Origin of the sequence: Bradyrhizobium glycinis (genome assembly GCF_016031655.1) — a bacterium.
Taxonomy (GTDB): Bacteria; Pseudomonadota; Alphaproteobacteria; order Rhizobiales; family Xanthobacteraceae; genus Bradyrhizobium; species Bradyrhizobium glycinis.
Map to the genome: position 1 here is coordinate 1 of NZ_JACCHQ010000021.1, position 15,229 is coordinate 15,229.

A 15,229-nucleotide genomic window follows, 5' to 3' on the forward strand; every position below is an offset into this window, starting at 1 on the left:
CGCATTGTCCAGCATGGCGTCAGCCAGGAGCCGCTTCAGCTTCGTGTTCTCGTCCTCCAGCGTCCTCAGCCGCTTGGCCTCGGAGACGTCCATCCCGCCGTACTTGGCCTTCCATTTATAGATGCTGGCGTCGCTCAGGCCGTGCTTGCGGCATAGATCGGCGACCGACACCCCGGCCTCGTGCTCCTTCAAGATCCCGATAATCTGCTCTTCCGTAAAGCGGCTACGCTTCATGCTCTGGTCCTCGTCGTGGGCCAGAACGAACTTCAAGCTGGATTAAGCTCCGGGGGCAAGGTCAGAGCGCGCGCCGAATTCGAAGCCATGGGCCGAGGAAAAGTGGTCGGTCTTCAGCACTGCATCCAGCGATTTGAATCCCACCGCTTGCAACTCGGGCTCATCGGATTTGAGAAAACCCTCCAGCACCTTGAGCCGCATGGCGATGGGCGCATGCGTGCCAGACAGAACGATGTAGAAGAGCGACGGCACGATTCCCGCAGCGCCGTTTTCATCATCATCTTTCGCCGCAAGCGCAATCTTGATTAGTATGGCAACCGCCCGCTCGAATTGTTCAGGTTCATAGGCAAGCGAGCGAAGGAGCCGCGCGACGTGCGTGGTCTTGGCCAGCGTAGGTTCGTCGGCTTCCTTCAAGGCGTGCTCAATAGCTGCCAGGGTCTCATCCGACATGACAGGTGCAACGTTTGCCAACATCGCTCGCTCATCTTCGCCGAGATTGGGGGTGTCCGCGAGCATCCCTCCCGGGGCGAGCCAGGCCCGGACGATGGACTGGGCTTCCTTGCTTCCGTCGAGATATCCAAGCCTTCGCGAAAACGAGCGCCTCAGGCGCGGAGGTGCATCGGCCACTAGCGCCTTCATTATCGTCGCGGCAGGAATATTCTGCAAGGCGAGTGCAGCAAGGCGATTGGCAATGGCGTGCGGCAGTACCGCGCGCCATTCCGCTCGTTTCTGCAACAGATCGCGTCGTTTCAGCTCGGCGACCGCAGCGTAAACTTCCGATACCGGCTTGCCGATGAGCCCGGCAAGAATGGGTAGCTCAGCCCCTTCGCCTTCTTTTTGACACCTTCGAACGAATAGACCAGCGAGCAGGCCTGCGCGATCAGGAGCAAATCAGGGTCGTGTTCATGCCGCTGCTGAAAGAGCCGCTTGAATAAGTCCGGATCGCTGAGCTTGCTGATGGAATCATTCTTGCCAACCGTGGCGGCCAGCGCGAGTGCCACGCGCGCGTTGCCGCCCGAAAAGCGCGCGATGGTTCCCGCATCGATTTGTGAGACCTCAGGATAGCGGCGCGCGACCAGTTTCTCGATAAGAGAAAGCGAGGATGTATCTAACGCGAAGACATCGGTTCCTTCGGGTTGATCATCGCGGATATCGTACTCGACTGTGATCACACTGATGGTCGAAATTGGCTCGCGAGCAACTTTTGCCAGCTCACTGTGCAGCTCGAAGGGGCAGTTATCGATGACGAGAATGCCGCGCCTGCGCGCGGCAATCAGGTCGGAGGCAAGGCCGATGGGCGCGGGGTTAGGGTCCTCGGCTACATTCGTGTAATAGGCAAGTGAAGGATCAAGCACTCCCTTGCCGACATTCTCGTCGAACAGCGCTTCACAAAGCCGGGTTTTGCCGACGCCTGAAAGGCCAACCAGCCGGACAACCTGCTTCGGTTGACGAAGAACGTCCCGGATGCTGTTGATACCATCGACCGCGCTGAGCCCTTCGCCCTCTTTTTCATCGCCGGTCTTGATGCGAGCTTCGGCATCGAAGAGATACGAGTTCTCAGTTCCTCCAGGTACACGCGACCAGGAGCCAAAGGACTGCCAGCCAGGGATGGATTTGCCGACCAGGGATCGCACCCACGGAATGAGCCCCGGATGATCACGGAGCCATGTAGCAACGCGATTGCGGTCATAGAAATCGAGTGCAAGCTTCGATGCACTCTCGACACCTTCAACCGCATCGGTCATGGCCTTCTTGCGGTTCTTGAGTGCAGAAAGGGCCGTCGATCCTGTTGAGCTTACAATAATGTACGCTCCTGATGCTTTTGCGAGATCCCCAAGGATGGGGCGCACCACGCCGTCCGGCTTCATCTCATCAAGAATATCCTGTCTGGGCATATCCGGCTTCTTGACTTGAAACCCGGTCTCAGGACGCGGGATGAAACCCTCGACGCTGGAGCCGGCTGGCAGCCCTACATGGATGTCAAGGCCACCGTCTTTGGCCGTCTGGCTGCCGCCCCAAGTCACGTGCGAGACCGCATATCCCTGCCGGCGCAGCTCGGCTTCGCAAAGCCGACCAATCAGCGCGCGCAGATCCGTATCATTCAGAAGAGAAATATCGTCCCCGGTGATTTCAAACATGCTTCGAATCTAGGTAAGCTGCGGAGCTGCGTCAATCAGAGATGGAAAAGCGCCGCTTTACCCGCGGTGCGTGGAGTAAGGCGACAAGCGACACCACAAACGATCTATGACCAGTTGATAATTAGCCCCATCGTCGATAGTTTTTCTTCGAGCTCACGTCGCTCGCGGTTTGCTTTGAGACTGCCGTCAGGATTCCGGTTCAACAGGCCAAATTCGTGTGCAAGCGACCTTGATCGATCATCATTTCCTGCTGCGATTGAAGAGATAATGGACGCTTCCATACGGGACAAGGTGACTGAAAACGTGCCAAACGGTCGGAACCCACTTTGCGACGATCTCTTTGCCGATGATGTTGGCAAAGCTTCTGATCTCAGCCTGTGCATGCTTGTGCATGCGGAGCTGTAAGAAGATTAACAAGTTGTGCAGATCGATCCTGGCGCTGCCTACTGAGACCCGCCAGATCGGCGCCGCAAGTTCGTAGTAATTGAGGGCGGAAAGGTGAGTCAAAATGACTCACCAAAAACCCTTGCAGAATCAATGATTCTGTTACTCTGCCATCTAAGGAGATTCGGATGGCAGACCCAACTTACAACTTGAACGGTGGCTTTAAGCCGACAATGAAAAGGTTCGCTGATCTCAGCGGGCCTGATTTTTTCCCAACGCCGCCATGGGCGACATTTGCTCTCATCGACAACGAAAAGTTCAGCGGCGAGATTTGGGAAAGCGCATGTGGCGATGGCACGATGTCCCGGGTACTAGAGCAGACTGGGCAACCTGTTCGCAGTTCTGACTTGTACGATCGCGGCTATGGTGAAGTCGGCTTTGACTTTCTTGAGCCAAAATGGTCAGCGGATAACATCGTGACCAACCCGCCATATAACTGCGCCGAAGGTTTCGTCGCGAGCGGCGTCAAGCATTCGAACCGCAAGTTCGCGCTGCTATTGCGGTTGGCTTTTCTAGAGGGCGCTAATCGCGCAAATACGATCTTCGCGAAGATCCCGCCCGCCCGCGTTTGGGTTTTCAGTGAGCGCATCACGTTTTACCCGAGCGGCGTTGAGCCCAAAGGAAGCGGGACGACTGCTTATGCCTGGTTTGTTTGGGATAAGGATGCGCCGAGCCGAACCGAATTAAAGTGGTTCAAGCCCGGCTACAAGGCAAAATTCGCTTAGCTACGCGGCAGCTTCGCAGCCCGGCAACGCAAGGCCGCCGGAGATGGCAACCAGCTTGCCTTCGTAAATAGCGTTTCCGGGCGATGCTTTATGGGATGTGATGTTGCGCACCTGTTGTTCCCATAGCGCCTCACCCGGCCGGGTTGGGGACGGCGCAAGGTCTTCGGCTGAAAGCGCTAGATAGTTCGGAATCTCTTCAATCAACTCTTTAATGGTCGCACGACCCGTAGCACGATCGGTAAGAACTTTGATGGCCGCTTCGGCAACTTCAGCTTCGGTAACTCGGGACATTCCCTACCTCCATTATGGTGGAGTCCACAAATGGGTTCGCGTCATGGTAGTTGGAGTCCGTAAAACTACTGGTGTTGCGCAGGGGCCTGCTTTGAAATCCGGACTGGCCTATTTCGGCCAGTGCCCACACGTGGCTGACCAGCTACGATCCAGCGATTTCCCTGGGTAACTGAAGAAGATCCTGGCGCCTCAGAACGGCCGTTTGCCGGCGCGCCAATTTGCACGGCACGCAAACGACAGTCAGATGGTGCGGGGCCTCGAATGGTCCGCCTCCTATGACACTTGCTCGCATGCGCAATCATTCCGACGATTCTCGGAGGCGACATCAGCATGCCTCTGACTGAGCGGTGATTCGCGCAAAAGAAAGTGCGTTTTCGGGAATGTTGCGGCGATAAACGGAGTCCCAATGCAACAAAAGGCCCACGAAGAACCTGGGCCGCATGGGAAAAACCAGTTCATTCGGCCGCTGCGACTCTTCTCAGGCAGCCGGCTGTCGGCGCCCCACAGCATTGAATTTTCGTTCAATGTTGGCGTTTGCGAACCGCTCTTGGTGTGTGAAATAGCAGCCCTGGGGCAACGCTCTATCCAGACGCTGGGCTGCGCGCCCAGGAAGCCTCCGTCAAGCGTAGGAAGTTCATAAGCAGCACTTGCCCTTGTTCCGTGAGGATCGATTCCGGGTGGAACTGCACGCCAAAAGTTGGTTCATACCGATGTGCGAGAGCCATGATCTCGCCCTCCTCCGAACGCGCTATCGCCGTGAGAAGCGGCGCGTATGGCTCATTGAGCTCAACAACAAGAGAATGATAGCGCCCGACGCGAAGTGGGGATGGGAGCTCCTCGAACAGTCCTCGGCCCTCATGCGTTATGTAGGAGGGCCGACCGTGCATAGGGCGACGTGCACGCGCTACGCCTCCGCCGAAAGCGCTCCCGATACACTGGTGTCCGAGGCAAATGCCGAGAAGTGGTACGCGACCTGAAAGCTCGCGAACGACGGCTGTGGATATTCCGGCCTCAAGTGGAGTGCAGGGACCGGGCGAGATCACCACTGCGCGCGGCTTCAGCGCAACAAGGTCCGTGACGCTGATCACGTCGTTGCGGACCACCTCCGTTGCCTGACCAAGCCTGCGGAAGTAGCGGGCAATGTTGAAGACGAAGGAGTCGTAGTTGTCGATGATGACAATCAAAATGCACCACGTCGTTCAGCGCGAAAACGCATCGAAGATGCGCTGCGCCTTGGCGAGCGTCTCCTCGTATTCGGCTTCTGGGTCCGACATCGCCGTTATGCCGGCGCCTGCATGAAACACAGCCACATCGCCCTCGATTGTTACGGTGCGAATCGCAATGTTTGTGTCCATATGCCCGTTAAAGCCGATGAACCCGATCGCTCCGCAGTAGAGTTCGCGGGCCACACGCTCGATTTCCGTTATAATTTCCATCGAACGCACCTTTGGCGCTCCGGTAATCGAGCCGCCCGGAAAGCAGGCGCGAAGCAAGGTGACGGCGTCCTGGTCTTCTGCAAGTTCACCCGTAACGACCGATACGAGGTGGTGCACCGAGGCATAGGATTCGAGCTCGCACAGTGCTGGAACTTCGATCGAAGGCGCAGTGCAGACACGTGACAGATCGTTGCGTAGGAGGTCGACGATCATGACGTTCTCGGCGCGATCCTTTTCAGAGGCAACGAGGAGCTCAGCCCGGCGTTGGTCCTCCTTCGGATCAGCGGACCGCGCGATCGTGCCCTTGATGGGGCGCGTTTCGACCCGGCCTCCGCCGAGCTTTAGAAAACGCTCCGGCGAGCTCGATGCGATGGTCAGCTTGCCATAGCGCAGGAGCGCCCCGAAAGGTGCGGGGTTCGATGACCGGAGCTTGCAGTAGAAGGTGAGGGGGTCGAAGGACGTCCGGACCTTGGCGCTGAAGCGCTGCGCAATATTGACCTGAAAGACGTCTCCGGCCAGAATGAAGCCGATGACGCGCTTGACCGCCGCAATATAGTCGTCACGACGGAAGTTCGATAGCCAGGCGCCAACGCTGCCGGAGAATGCATCGCGCGGCGTCTCTGGAGTAGCAAGGAGAGCTGCAAATTCGTCAGCTCGGCGCCGTGCACGCTCTACGCGACGTACCGGATCGTGTTCCGGCCATCCTGTGGAAATGATCCAGCATCTGTTGTGCCGATGGTCGTAGCTGACGACCACGTCATAGAAATGCAGGAGCGATTGGGGCAAACCCTGGCCGGCAATTGTCGGGGTCGGCAAGTGCTCCAACGTTCTGTTTAGATCGTAGGCCAGAAAGCCGGCCGCGCCTCCCTGGAACGGGGGGAGAGCGGAGCGATGCTCTTGCGAATAGTTGGCGAGAAGGGCGCGAAGAGCGTCCCAAGGGTCGCCCTCAAGAGGCTCGCCGTTCCAACTCGCATGTCCGTCCGTGACCATGTAGGTGCCGAACGGGTCGCAGGTCAGATAGGAATAACGGCCGAGCCACTCGTGCCTTGCCGCGCTATCGAAAAACGTAAGGTGCGCGCGAGTGGCGATACGTCGCATCGCTGCGACAGGATCATGCCACTGCAGTTCGCGAACGTGCATCGCGCTCTCAGACAGCGATGATACGTATGGGGTGACGACGCTCTGGCGACCACGCCGAGAGCGACGCCCCGAGTGCCGAGCTAGCCGGATCGATCGTCAGGCCTCGTCCCCGCCCGTTGGCTCGGTGTACCGAGCAAGATCGTTCATCGCGGCCTCAGAGGCGCAACGCGCATCCATTGCTACATGATAATCGGCCGCGAATCGCAGTTCCCTGAGCGGCCGTACTTGCTTGATCGATTCCTGATACAGATCATGCGCCTTGTAAGCCGCGAGTTCCATCTCGTTGTCGAACTCACCATAGACCACGACGTCGACATCGTTGCTCAGCTGATCGGTCTTGCGGTTGCGAGCAATTTCAAGCCGACGTGCATGGGGGATTGCGGTTAGGACCGATAGGCCTTCGACGATGCGATCGATGTGGGCCTTATCCTTGGCGGTGAACAAAACGATATGACGAATCATGAATGGCCGTAGTCTTTTGCGACAGCTCGTGCCGCACAACTAGCCTGGGATCGAGCCCGTTGCAACCTTGCGCACGCGCCGTCGCGATCACCGCCGTGGCGGCACTGCGGCATCTCAAGCGAATGAAGATTGCAGCACATTCCCTTCAGCGTTCTCGAGCGGCATTCAGACCAGGTGCTACGAAGCTTAGCCGAAGCGGGACATTGCCCTCGATGCGGAGGCGCACACTCACTTTCGCTCCTGCAGAGTATCGTTCTGCAACGATTTTGAGATCGGGCTGAGATGCTTTGATGTCAGCCGATCGGCCTTTCCATGTACGCGCATCATATACGCCGAAGCTTCGAAACGAGACGAACTTCTGCGTGAAATTGCCCAATATTGCGCGACAGATGCGCCATGAAGGCGAGATTTGGCGGTTTTATTCTGCAAACCGAGTGTAAGTGTTTGCTTGGGAACGGGGCTGTGGGAAGCGGCGCGAGTCAAGGTCCAAGGCAAAGCGGGGCAAAGTCCAAGCCAGATGTGCGGCGCAGGAACAAAGCAGCGTTTTATCGGATGGCGAGGGTAACGCGGCGGTCGAGCGAGCCCAACACTGTTGTTTCATGTGCACGTTGCGCGGCGCTTCGTGCGGCCAAAATCGCGAACGCGGAATGTGAAACGTAGCAATTGGAGGCGGCGATGTCCAAAGATCTTCAGCAGATTCAGAAGATGACCGTCAAACGCTGCGCCATTTGCGCAGGTAAGTTTGGCCTAATTCGTTACTACTCCTCACGAAATGCGCTCTGTTCAAAGAGATGCGTTGAGCGCTTCAAGTGCCGCTGCGAGGCTGATAGCAGTTGGCTACGGAGGTTACGTGCTGCGTAAGCTTTTTGGTCGCTGAGAGAGCGGGCATCGATGCCGGATTGTCGACCAAGGCCCCCAGCTCGGCGGCGTGAGGGTGTGCCTTGCTGCCGCGGCTTGGCGCGCCATGTGCGGCCCTAGAAGCCATGCAGGATCAAACAGTAGCCGCCTCGCCAATAGCGCGCGGCCAAAGTGGAGGCCTAGCACTCCATCATGAAGTTCGTATTAGTCAATCATAGGGGGCCGCTTGATGCGGTGACCTGCGCCGAGTGCGCACAAGCTCTCGCCGTTGGTTATTTGCGCGATGTGTCGACCCAAAGACTGTATTGCGCATACGATTGCTACCTCCGCTATGAGGCCAAGAGCCTATTTATCCCCGGGCTAAAAGCCTCACCTTCCCATCCAGGTGACGGAGCGCTTCCCACCTTGCCGTTCGAGCTTATGGCGTCGTTTGCTGCGGCCTCGTGCTGGTATTCGATTTCACTCGCCAAGGTCGCCTGCGGGTGGCGGGGCTCGTTGCCATAGAACTGTCCAGCCCCCTCAAGGAGAACATGTAAGCGTTGAGTGCGCGCCTACGACAGGGGTGCCAATGTGGCCCAAGCCCCACTGCAACGAATTCAGCGGACCTTGAGGCGGTCGACGCGGACGCCGAAAAGCAGCGCGCCTCTGCGACGTTAGTTCAGGAGCATCAAAATGGCAGAACACAGCCTCTGGCGCTTCTCGCGAGCGTTACATCGCGCGATCAACGACCGACAATTCGGGGACATCGAGGCCGTCATCGATGACGATGTCGACTGGGTGGTCCATGGTCCGACCGACATTTTTCCATATCTTGGAGCCCGGCATGGCAAGCACGACGTGCTCGAGACGATTCGCCAGATATCTGACACGTTCAAGATCCGCCGATTCGAACGCGAGACTGTGGTGCTCGGCGTCGATTGTGCAGCGTCCATGCTGCGATGTTCCTTGACGGTCCGGGGTTTCGACAAGCCCATGTCGCTGCGAGCGGCGCAGTTCGCTCACTTCAAGGCCGGTCAGCTCGTCGGCATGCGCGTGCTCGTTGACACCTTGGATCTGGTCGAGCAGGCGCTCGACCAGCACATTCAATTTCCGAACGTAACTGCGCAGGGTTGAGAAGGGGCCATGCGGCTTTTGCAGTCCTTGAGACAAAAAATGCTTTGTGCGCGATGGACGTGTTGCCCTTCAGCTGTGCTGGAGTCGTTCTTGCAAAGGCATTTGTGACCGACCCTGCGAAGGCAGTTATCGGCGGCTCGCGCCTCCTACGTTGCATCGGCAAGAGAATAGCGGATGAGCTCGATGATCCTGCGTCCCACTATGAAAGTAGGCAGATCTTACTGCCGCTCAAGACCCGGACAGGCGCTCTATCGTTTGAATGTGCCGCGCAAGCAGGTTGGCATGGTTGATCAATGTCGCGTGCGCGGTGGCGCGTCTGGTGGCAACGACCCGCATCATGATGCCGAACAGCGTGCTCCTCTGCCTGCCAGAGCGACAGCATCTGACGAACGAACTGCAGGCGCTGTGCGTTTTGGCCGGGGGGGAGTTCAACCGTCCTCGGCGACGTTCTGTTGAGCACGAAGCATCCGCAAGTCGAACGCGACGCAGAGTTGCTGCGCCAGGTTCGGCACCACGTCCAAGCTGGCTTGAGTGAAACAGGGCGGCGATCGCGGCTGCGCGAAGCTCGAATGTAGGTGACAAATGCAGATTACCTTGATGAAAGGCAAAATCCATCGCGCCTCGGTCACTGAAGCCGATTTGCACTATGAAGGATCGATATCGATTGATCTCGCGCTGTTGGAAGCTGCGGGATTTTTGATCAATGAACGCGTCGAAATCTACAACATCGACACAGGAGCACGCTTTGCTACCTACGTGATCGAAGCACCCAAGGGTCCGGCATAATAGGCCTCAATGGTCCGGTCGCGCGACTTGCGATACCTGGAGATAAAGTCATCATCGTTGCGTATGAGTTCAATACAGACGGCCAAGGTAGCGTACCATGTCGCAGCCTTGGACTCTGTGAAAGAAGAGGACCGGCTGCGCTGCCTCGAGCCGCGCGAAGGCATCAGTTTCCTATCGAACGACTATCTTGCGCTTTCGAACGCACCGCCGATGAAAAAGGCAGTGTTGGCGGCAATCGAGGCCGACACTCCGATCGGAGCGGGTGGGTCGCGGCTTCTGCGAAAGTTACGAAGAGCACGAACGTCTCGAAGCGGAAGCGGCTCAGTTCATTGGGTGGAGACGGCGCTCTTTTTCGTACGCGTACGTTCTTTTATTCGAGCTCATATACGGCCAGTCCAGTGGCCTGCGCCCTAGCCGGGGCCAACCTTGATCTCTGGCAAGAATCGCGAATTTCGACAGCGCGTTAAGTCGCTCACCAGGATGCAAGAGAACGCAATGATCCCATTCGGCGCCGACCCGCGCTTTGCAAATGTCCGTCCGATCGGCGCCATCACAGCGCTTGATCTCAAAACTCGCGATGACCGCTATCTCGCAAATGTCGGTGCCAAACTTAGAGAGTTCCTGAGCGAGCGGAATCTCTTGCTTCGGTCACTCGGCAACACGATCTACGTGATGCCGCCATATTGCGCCACGGCGGCAGACCTTGATGAAATCTACGCTGGCATACAGGATGCTGCCGATGCGCTCACTTGAACTCTCTGTTCGCACGACTCGGGAGCGCTGCCTTTGCCCGGGGAGCCGAGGATTACTTTGACGGGGAGCTGAGACAATGTCGCCAATACGCCGACCCCGCACCCGCCTAAAGATTGCGTAGATTCAACAGGTCAGGAGGATAGTCATGCTCCGACGCGGTGTAGGAAGCCCTGCTAAAGCCGCTCTGCATGGTAAGAGCGATTGAGAAAACTTGCCAGATGGTTGCGCAATCATTTGGACGTTCCGCTGCCTCAGCCTCCCGAAAGAGGAGCAATAGGTTTCCAATGTCCTCCCATTGACAGTTTCACCTCGCCTTTCCTAGGAAGCCTCTAAGCAAGGCTTGCAAAGGGCAATCCACGGATCACAGGACCAACATGAGCCATATTGCAGAGGCGCGCACTGAACGCGTCACAATTCCAACGCTGCAGCGATGGAAGGAGGAGAGGCGGCGTGTCGCGATGACCACCGCTTACGACGCGGTTACGGCGCGCATCGCCGATCCCATCGTCGACATCGTCCTTGTCGGGGATAGCGTTGGCAATGTCTGCCTCGGATTCGACAACACGCTACCGGTCAGCATGGCCATGATGAATCATCACCTTGAAGCTGTTGCGCGCACAAGGCCGCATGCACTGCTGGTGGCTGATATGCCGTTTCTGAGCTTTCACCTCAGCGCTGACGAGACGCTCCGCAACGCCGGAGGGTTTCTGCAGCGTGGGGCGGATGCCGTTAAGCTCGAGGGTGGTGCCAAGCGTGCCGAAATGGTTCGCGCGTTGGTCGATTGCGAAATTCCTGTGATGGGCCATCTCGGGCTCACCCCGCAGAGCATCAATGTCATGGGTGGCTTCAAGGTGCAGGGCCGGAACGCCGATGATGCTTTACGTCTGCTCGACGACGCCCATCGTCTGCAGGAGGCCGGATGCTTCGCTCTCGTCCTGGAGGGCATCCCGGCGGAGCTCGCTGCGCGAGCAACCGAGTCCCTGACGATTCCAACCATTGGAATTGGCGCCGGCCCCAGTTGCTCGGGCCAGGTGCTTGTATTCCATGATGTCTTGGGATTGACCGTAGGGCATCGGCCGAAATTCGTTCGCGCCTATGCCGACGGTTTTCAGCTGCTGCAGGAGGCGCTGTCGCGCTGGGCTGCAGATGTCCGCAGCGGCGTATTCCCGGGACCGAGGGAGTCCTATCGGCTTCCAGAAGGTCTTGGCGAGACGATCGCAAGCTGGGCCCCAACCTAACCTGATGCACCGTAAAGCGATGCAAACAATCACTACAGTTGCTGAACTTCGTCGCGCTCTCGCGAGCGACCGCAGGGCCGGTAAACGCGTCGGGTTCGTGCCGACCATGGGTTATCTTCACGACGGCCACCTGACGTTGGTTGAGGCGAGCCGCCTGCAATCTGACGTCACAGTTGTCAGCGTCTTCGTGAACCCCACTCAGTTCGGACCAAACGAGGATCTAAGCACCTATCCGCGCGACTTTGCGCGCGATGAGAAACTGTGCCGCGATGCCAACGTTGACATCGTCTTTGCACCGGATGCGAGGGAGGTCTATCCGGGCCGATTTGAGACCTTCATCGAGCCGGGCGAACTCGCAAAGCCACTCTGTGGAGCCTTCAGGCCCGGGCACTTTCGGGGTGTCGCGACGGTCGTCTGCAAACTGTTCAACATGGTGCAGCCGGATATCGCGTTCTTCGGACAGAAAGATTTTCAGCAATGCGCGGTCGTGCGTCACATGGCAGTTGATCTCAATCTTCCTATCGAGATCGTTACCGTACCGACGGTCCGGGAAGCGGACGGGCTCGCAATGAGCAGTCGCAATCGCTATCTCAGCGAGGAAGAACGTCGACGGGCCCTTGCGATTAGCCGTGGATTGTTCGCCGCGGTGGACAGCTTTCGCGCAGGGGAGCGCGAAGTCGAAAAGTTGGTTTCATTGGCCAAAGGGCATTTGGATGAGGTCGATCGGTTGCAATATGTTGAGCTTGTCGACCAGGATACGCTCAAGGCCGCAGAGAGTCCGCTATGCCGGCCGGCCGCAATGTGCGCCGCAGCCTACGTCGGCTCGACGCGACTCATCGACAACGTGATACTGGCATGACGACTTCGGTAGTAGCGATTTCTATCAGCAGCGAACTCGGTGCGTTGAAATCCGTCTACAGAAGCGCGTGCGCGCGGATTTTGAGCGCTAGATCGAGATATATTGCAGGTGATCGATATCAATATGGCGCTTATGATGCAGGGGTTAGGCGCGATCCGTTTCACCGACCCGACTGTTTGGCGGCCCAGCAACGATGACTTGGTCGCCCCCATCTTAATACGGTGGCGCGGCAGAGGAGCAGGATATGGCTAGCCATTTCTACCGACTCCGCATGGGCGCGTATGCCGAGACATTGTTTCGGTGCAGCAATCGCGAGAAGCAGAAAATGTCCTGGTTGCAATATAACTTGATGCGACTCGGGAATGAAATGTGGTCCCAGCTCTGGTCCAGCGCAACGGACCAGCTAGTTCGGTCCGAAGCTATGTCTTTTTGCGCCGTGCCCGCTTCAGCTTGCGACCTTTAGGTAAGGTAGCGGGTGGCGACGCACCCCTGGATGGCCGAACAAACAGCTCTGAGACCGCAACCTAGAGCGCTCACCGGAGTCATGCCTTCTCCCCCGTCCAAGATCTACTCGGAAACGGCGTAGGCGCTCCCCGTGCGAGCCAAGATACTCTTGGTGGACGCGGAGGTATTTTTGAACGAGATGGCAGCAAAGTTCGGGTGGCGGAAACGACGATCGCGAGTGAAGCTGAGCATTGCGTAGCAAGGAATTGCGTGAGTGTTGTCAATTTGTACTACCAGAACTGGGCGTTTTGGAAGCAGTACCTCCACCATAAGCTTACGGAGGACTGCATACACATAGGTGTGTGCGCAACCATCTCCGAAACGCAGGGAAAGAACGAGCGAAATGGGGAACACCAATCTCAGTTCCGAACCTATGGCAGATGCACGCGACCGACAGCGAGCCATCACCGATCGAAGGTTCATAAAATGGAGGGCGCTGGCCCCGAGACGTCGAGGTTCCATAGGATACGTGCAATGAGGCCGATGGCGCGGATGGCCGCAGCAATAAGGCGCGCGCTGATCCTTTATGATCTCGACCGGTGCTGCGCAGTCTGGTGGATCTATCGCCTCCATTTCGGAATCACCGGCGAAGTCATGTTGGGCCTTGCCGCGGTTACGGTCGCCGAGGAAAGATCCCGCTGCGCCATTTAGAAATCGTGACATCGAGTGCCTTCCAAACGGACTCGCCGACCGAACCAGCCGCAGGTTACGCGTTTGGCTGGCGGCAAAGTGGGCCCAACGCCAATCGCTCTAGTCTCGACCAGCCAACTCGGCCGCAACCAATCTAGCACGGACGATCCGCGCGTGGGGGGCGTCATACCCCGGAAAAATAGGATCTGCAGCCTGCAAAATCGTATGGTGCTACATACTTAATGCCTTCAGCAAGCTCTCCGCCAAGGGAGCCAGGTCATGCTGGTCGACACATCGAAGATCTTCGCCTCCATTCGCATCAACAAGCAGGAAGCGCAGGAGAGTCAGACCGCGGCGCTGTGCGAATGGCCTGATTGCCACAACAAGGCGGCCCATCCCGCGCCTAAGGGCCGCGTACAATGAGTGCGAATATTGGCGCTTCTGCATCGATCATGTTCGCGACTACAATCAGTCCTACAATTTCTTCGCGGGGATCGACGTCGAAGCGGTCGCGCGCTACCAGAAGGATGCGCTGACTGGCCATCGTCCAACCTGGAAGATGGGCGAGAATATTAGCGTGCGCAAAATGACCCGCAGCGCGGCCAATTCCGATGGCGGCTGGGATGCGTTTTGCATGCTTGCCGAGCTGAACGGACGCGCCGGTGCCCGCCTCCGCGCAGAAGCCAAGCCTGAGCCGCGCAAGATTTTCAATGCCGAGCGGAAAGCGCTGCAGGTAATGGGCCTGGATGCCAATAGACGCTCGACGGTATCAAGGCGAAGTACAAGGAGATGGTCAAGCAGCACCATCCCGATGCCAATGGAGGCGATCGCTCTGGGGAGGATCGTCTGGTCGAGTTCATCAAGACTTACCATCACCTAAAGACCGTGGTGCGCGAGCGCTAGCCCGGACATCTCAGTGGGCCTCAGCGGCGCATCAGCAGTCGAGGAGGGAACACCCAGACATTGATCGCTTTGCTCTGGTTAGCTGCCGGCTTAGCTTCGCTGGCTAACCTTTGGGCCGAGATGGCATAAAAGCGAGATGATGAGCGGTTCGTCTCATTCCCACGCGAAGTCAGGCAGAAGTCCCTGAAAACGATGCAGCAGGTACCTCCTAACTCGCGAAGTAATGCCTCAATTGCGTTCTTCTTTACGTAGCCGACGCCTATTCTCCGTCTCTGCGTTGGTTCCCGCCCAATCCGGCACGCAGGCGCGAGGACGGAAACCCCAGTGCTTCGCGAACGCGATGAGCATGTGTTTGAACTGAACAGGCCCGCTCTCCTACCTCCGCAGGCGCAACATCTCCGCTACGTCAGCCGGAGTTGTTTATCAACTGCCCTCGGGATCAATCGACGACGAGCGTTCCGTGATTCCTTCCTCTTTCAGTCGCTCTCTCCTCGGCTTTCCAAGGAGGTGGCAAGTCCTCGTGACGCCAATGGGGCAGTTCGCAAAGGCGCGCGACAGCAAAACGCCGATAGCACCGGTCCTAGACTAACCCGGCTGGACTAAACCGCTGCTCCGCACTCGATTGCAATGATGGGGAGGCTCGTACCGGACTTGGCTCACGCCTTGGGGCCGCAATCAAAGGCCACGCCGACCCTCGTTCCGCGTCGATGCAGGT

General features: G+C 57.8%; 13 protein-coding genes and 4 pseudogenes. 8 read left to right on the forward strand and 9 right to left on the reverse strand.

Annotation, left to right across the window (positions count from 1 at the left end):
* The 4 genes from HZZ16_RS25935 to HZZ16_RS37980 form a co-directional block, all read right to left on the reverse strand.
* A partial coding sequence (locus HZZ16_RS25935; RefSeq protein WP_197949286.1) for a transposase occupies positions 1–234 on the reverse strand: 234 nt, incomplete at its 3' end.
* A gap of 42 nt (positions 235–276) precedes the next feature.
* Positions 277–969, reverse strand: coding sequence for a hypothetical protein (locus HZZ16_RS25940; protein WP_197952694.1), 693 nt, complete (start codon positions 967–969; stop codon positions 277–279).
* Between the two features lie 14 nt (positions 970–983).
* Positions 984–2,372, reverse strand: coding sequence for a hypothetical protein (locus HZZ16_RS25945; protein ID WP_197952695.1), 1,389 nt, complete (start codon positions 2,370–2,372; stop codon positions 984–986).
* 240 nt (positions 2,373–2,612) lie between these two features.
* Positions 2,613–2,879 (reverse strand): FAD-dependent thymidylate synthase, encoded by a 267-nt coding sequence (locus HZZ16_RS37980; RefSeq protein WP_210342625.1) that lies wholly within the window; start codon positions 2,877–2,879, stop codon positions 2,613–2,615.
* Between the two features lie 65 nt (positions 2,880–2,944).
* On the opposite strand from HZZ16_RS37980, the gene HZZ16_RS25955 reads away from it, so the two are divergent.
* Positions 2,945–3,541, forward strand: coding sequence for a hypothetical protein (locus HZZ16_RS25955; protein ID WP_197952696.1), 597 nt, complete (start codon positions 2,945–2,947; stop codon positions 3,539–3,541).
* On the opposite strand, the gene HZZ16_RS25960 is transcribed toward HZZ16_RS25955, so the two are convergent.
* The 4 genes from HZZ16_RS25960 to HZZ16_RS25975 form a co-directional block, all read right to left on the reverse strand.
* Positions 3,542–3,832, reverse strand: coding sequence for a hypothetical protein (locus tag HZZ16_RS25960; RefSeq protein ID WP_197952697.1), 291 nt, complete (start codon positions 3,830–3,832; stop codon positions 3,542–3,544).
* A 581-nt stretch (positions 3,833–4,413) separates the two neighbouring features.
* Complete coding sequence (locus tag HZZ16_RS25965) at positions 4,414–5,016, reverse strand: anthranilate synthase component II (RefSeq protein ID WP_197952698.1); 603 nt, start codon at positions 5,014–5,016, stop codon at positions 4,414–4,416.
* 15 nt (positions 5,017–5,031) lie between these two features.
* Positions 5,032–6,408, reverse strand: a complete 1,377-nt coding sequence (gene pabB, locus HZZ16_RS25970) for an aminodeoxychorismate synthase component I (RefSeq protein WP_197952699.1) — start codon at positions 6,406–6,408, stop codon at positions 5,032–5,034.
* Between the two features lie 96 nt (positions 6,409–6,504).
* Positions 6,505–6,870, reverse strand: a complete 366-nt coding sequence (locus tag HZZ16_RS25975) for a Dabb family protein (RefSeq protein ID WP_197952700.1) — start codon at positions 6,868–6,870, stop codon at positions 6,505–6,507.
* Positions 6,871–8,400: 1,530 nt separating this feature from the next.
* Between HZZ16_RS25975 and HZZ16_RS25980 the strand changes: the two genes are divergently transcribed.
* The 7 genes and pseudogenes from HZZ16_RS25980 to HZZ16_RS26005 all read left to right on the forward strand — a co-directional run bounded on the left by HZZ16_RS25980 (position 8,401) and on the right by HZZ16_RS26005 (position 14,514).
* Positions 8,401–8,841: a nuclear transport factor 2 family protein gene (locus HZZ16_RS25980; protein ID WP_197952701.1), complete on the forward strand. Its 441-nt coding sequence runs from the start codon at positions 8,401–8,403 to the stop codon at positions 8,839–8,841.
* 582 nt (positions 8,842–9,423) lie between these two features.
* A pseudogene (gene panD / locus HZZ16_RS25985) lies at positions 9,424–9,692 on the forward strand (aspartate 1-decarboxylase); the annotation flags it as partial.
* Positions 9,691–9,981 (forward strand): annotated as a pseudogene (locus HZZ16_RS37490) (8-amino-7-oxononanoate synthase); the annotation flags it as partial. The pseudogenes panD and HZZ16_RS37490, both read left to right, overlap by 2 nt.
* A gap of 141 nt (positions 9,982–10,122) precedes the next feature.
* The gene (locus HZZ16_RS37495; protein WP_246510430.1) at positions 10,123–10,380 is read left to right on the forward strand and encodes a hypothetical protein; all 258 of its coding nucleotides are present in this window, start codon (positions 10,123–10,125) and stop codon (positions 10,378–10,380) included.
* A 374-nt stretch (positions 10,381–10,754) separates the two neighbouring features.
* Positions 10,755–11,618: a 3-methyl-2-oxobutanoate hydroxymethyltransferase gene (panB, locus tag HZZ16_RS25995; protein WP_197952702.1), complete on the forward strand. Its 864-nt coding sequence runs from the start codon at positions 10,755–10,757 to the stop codon at positions 11,616–11,618.
* A 19-nt stretch (positions 11,619–11,637) separates the two neighbouring features.
* On the forward strand, positions 11,638–12,477 hold the full coding sequence (gene panC / locus HZZ16_RS26000; RefSeq protein ID WP_197952780.1) for a pantoate--beta-alanine ligase: 840 nt from the start codon (positions 11,638–11,640) through the stop codon (positions 12,475–12,477).
* Positions 12,478–13,890: 1,413 nt separating this feature from the next.
* A pseudogene (locus tag HZZ16_RS26005) lies at positions 13,891–14,514 on the forward strand (DnaJ domain-containing protein).
* A 230-nt stretch (positions 14,515–14,744) separates the two neighbouring features.
* Here the strand turns inward: HZZ16_RS26005 and HZZ16_RS37500 are convergent.
* Positions 14,745–14,877 (reverse strand): annotated as a pseudogene (locus HZZ16_RS37500) (IS21 family transposase); the annotation flags it as partial.
* Positions 14,878–15,229 lie beyond the last annotated feature (352 nt).

Bases quoted from the DNA above. Each gene is read 5' to 3' on its own strand.
- panB (WP_197952702.1), top strand. From the start codon at position 10,755: ATGAGCCATATTGCAGAGGCGCGCACTGAACGCGTCACAATTCCAACG.
- pabB (WP_197952699.1), bottom strand. From the start codon at position 6,408: ATGCACGTTCGCGAACTGCAGTGGCATGATCCTGTCGCAGCGATGCGA.
- HZZ16_RS25980 (WP_197952701.1), top strand. From the start codon at position 8,401: ATGGCAGAACACAGCCTCTGGCGCTTCTCGCGAGCGTTACATCGCGCG.
- HZZ16_RS37495 (WP_246510430.1), top strand. From the start codon at position 10,123: ATGATCCCATTCGGCGCCGACCCGCGCTTTGCAAATGTCCGTCCGATC.
- HZZ16_RS25955 (WP_197952696.1), top strand. From the start codon at position 2,945: ATGGCAGACCCAACTTACAACTTGAACGGTGGCTTTAAGCCGACAATG.
- panC (WP_197952780.1), top strand. From the start codon at position 11,638: ATGCAAACAATCACTACAGTTGCTGAACTTCGTCGCGCTCTCGCGAGC.
- HZZ16_RS25960 (WP_197952697.1), bottom strand. From the start codon at position 3,832: ATGTCCCGAGTTACCGAAGCTGAAGTTGCCGAAGCGGCCATCAAAGTT.
- HZZ16_RS25945 (WP_197952695.1), bottom strand. From the start codon at position 2,372: ATGTTTGAAATCACCGGGGACGATATTTCTCTTCTGAATGATACGGAT.
- HZZ16_RS25975 (WP_197952700.1), bottom strand. From the start codon at position 6,870: ATGATTCGTCATATCGTTTTGTTCACCGCCAAGGATAAGGCCCACATC.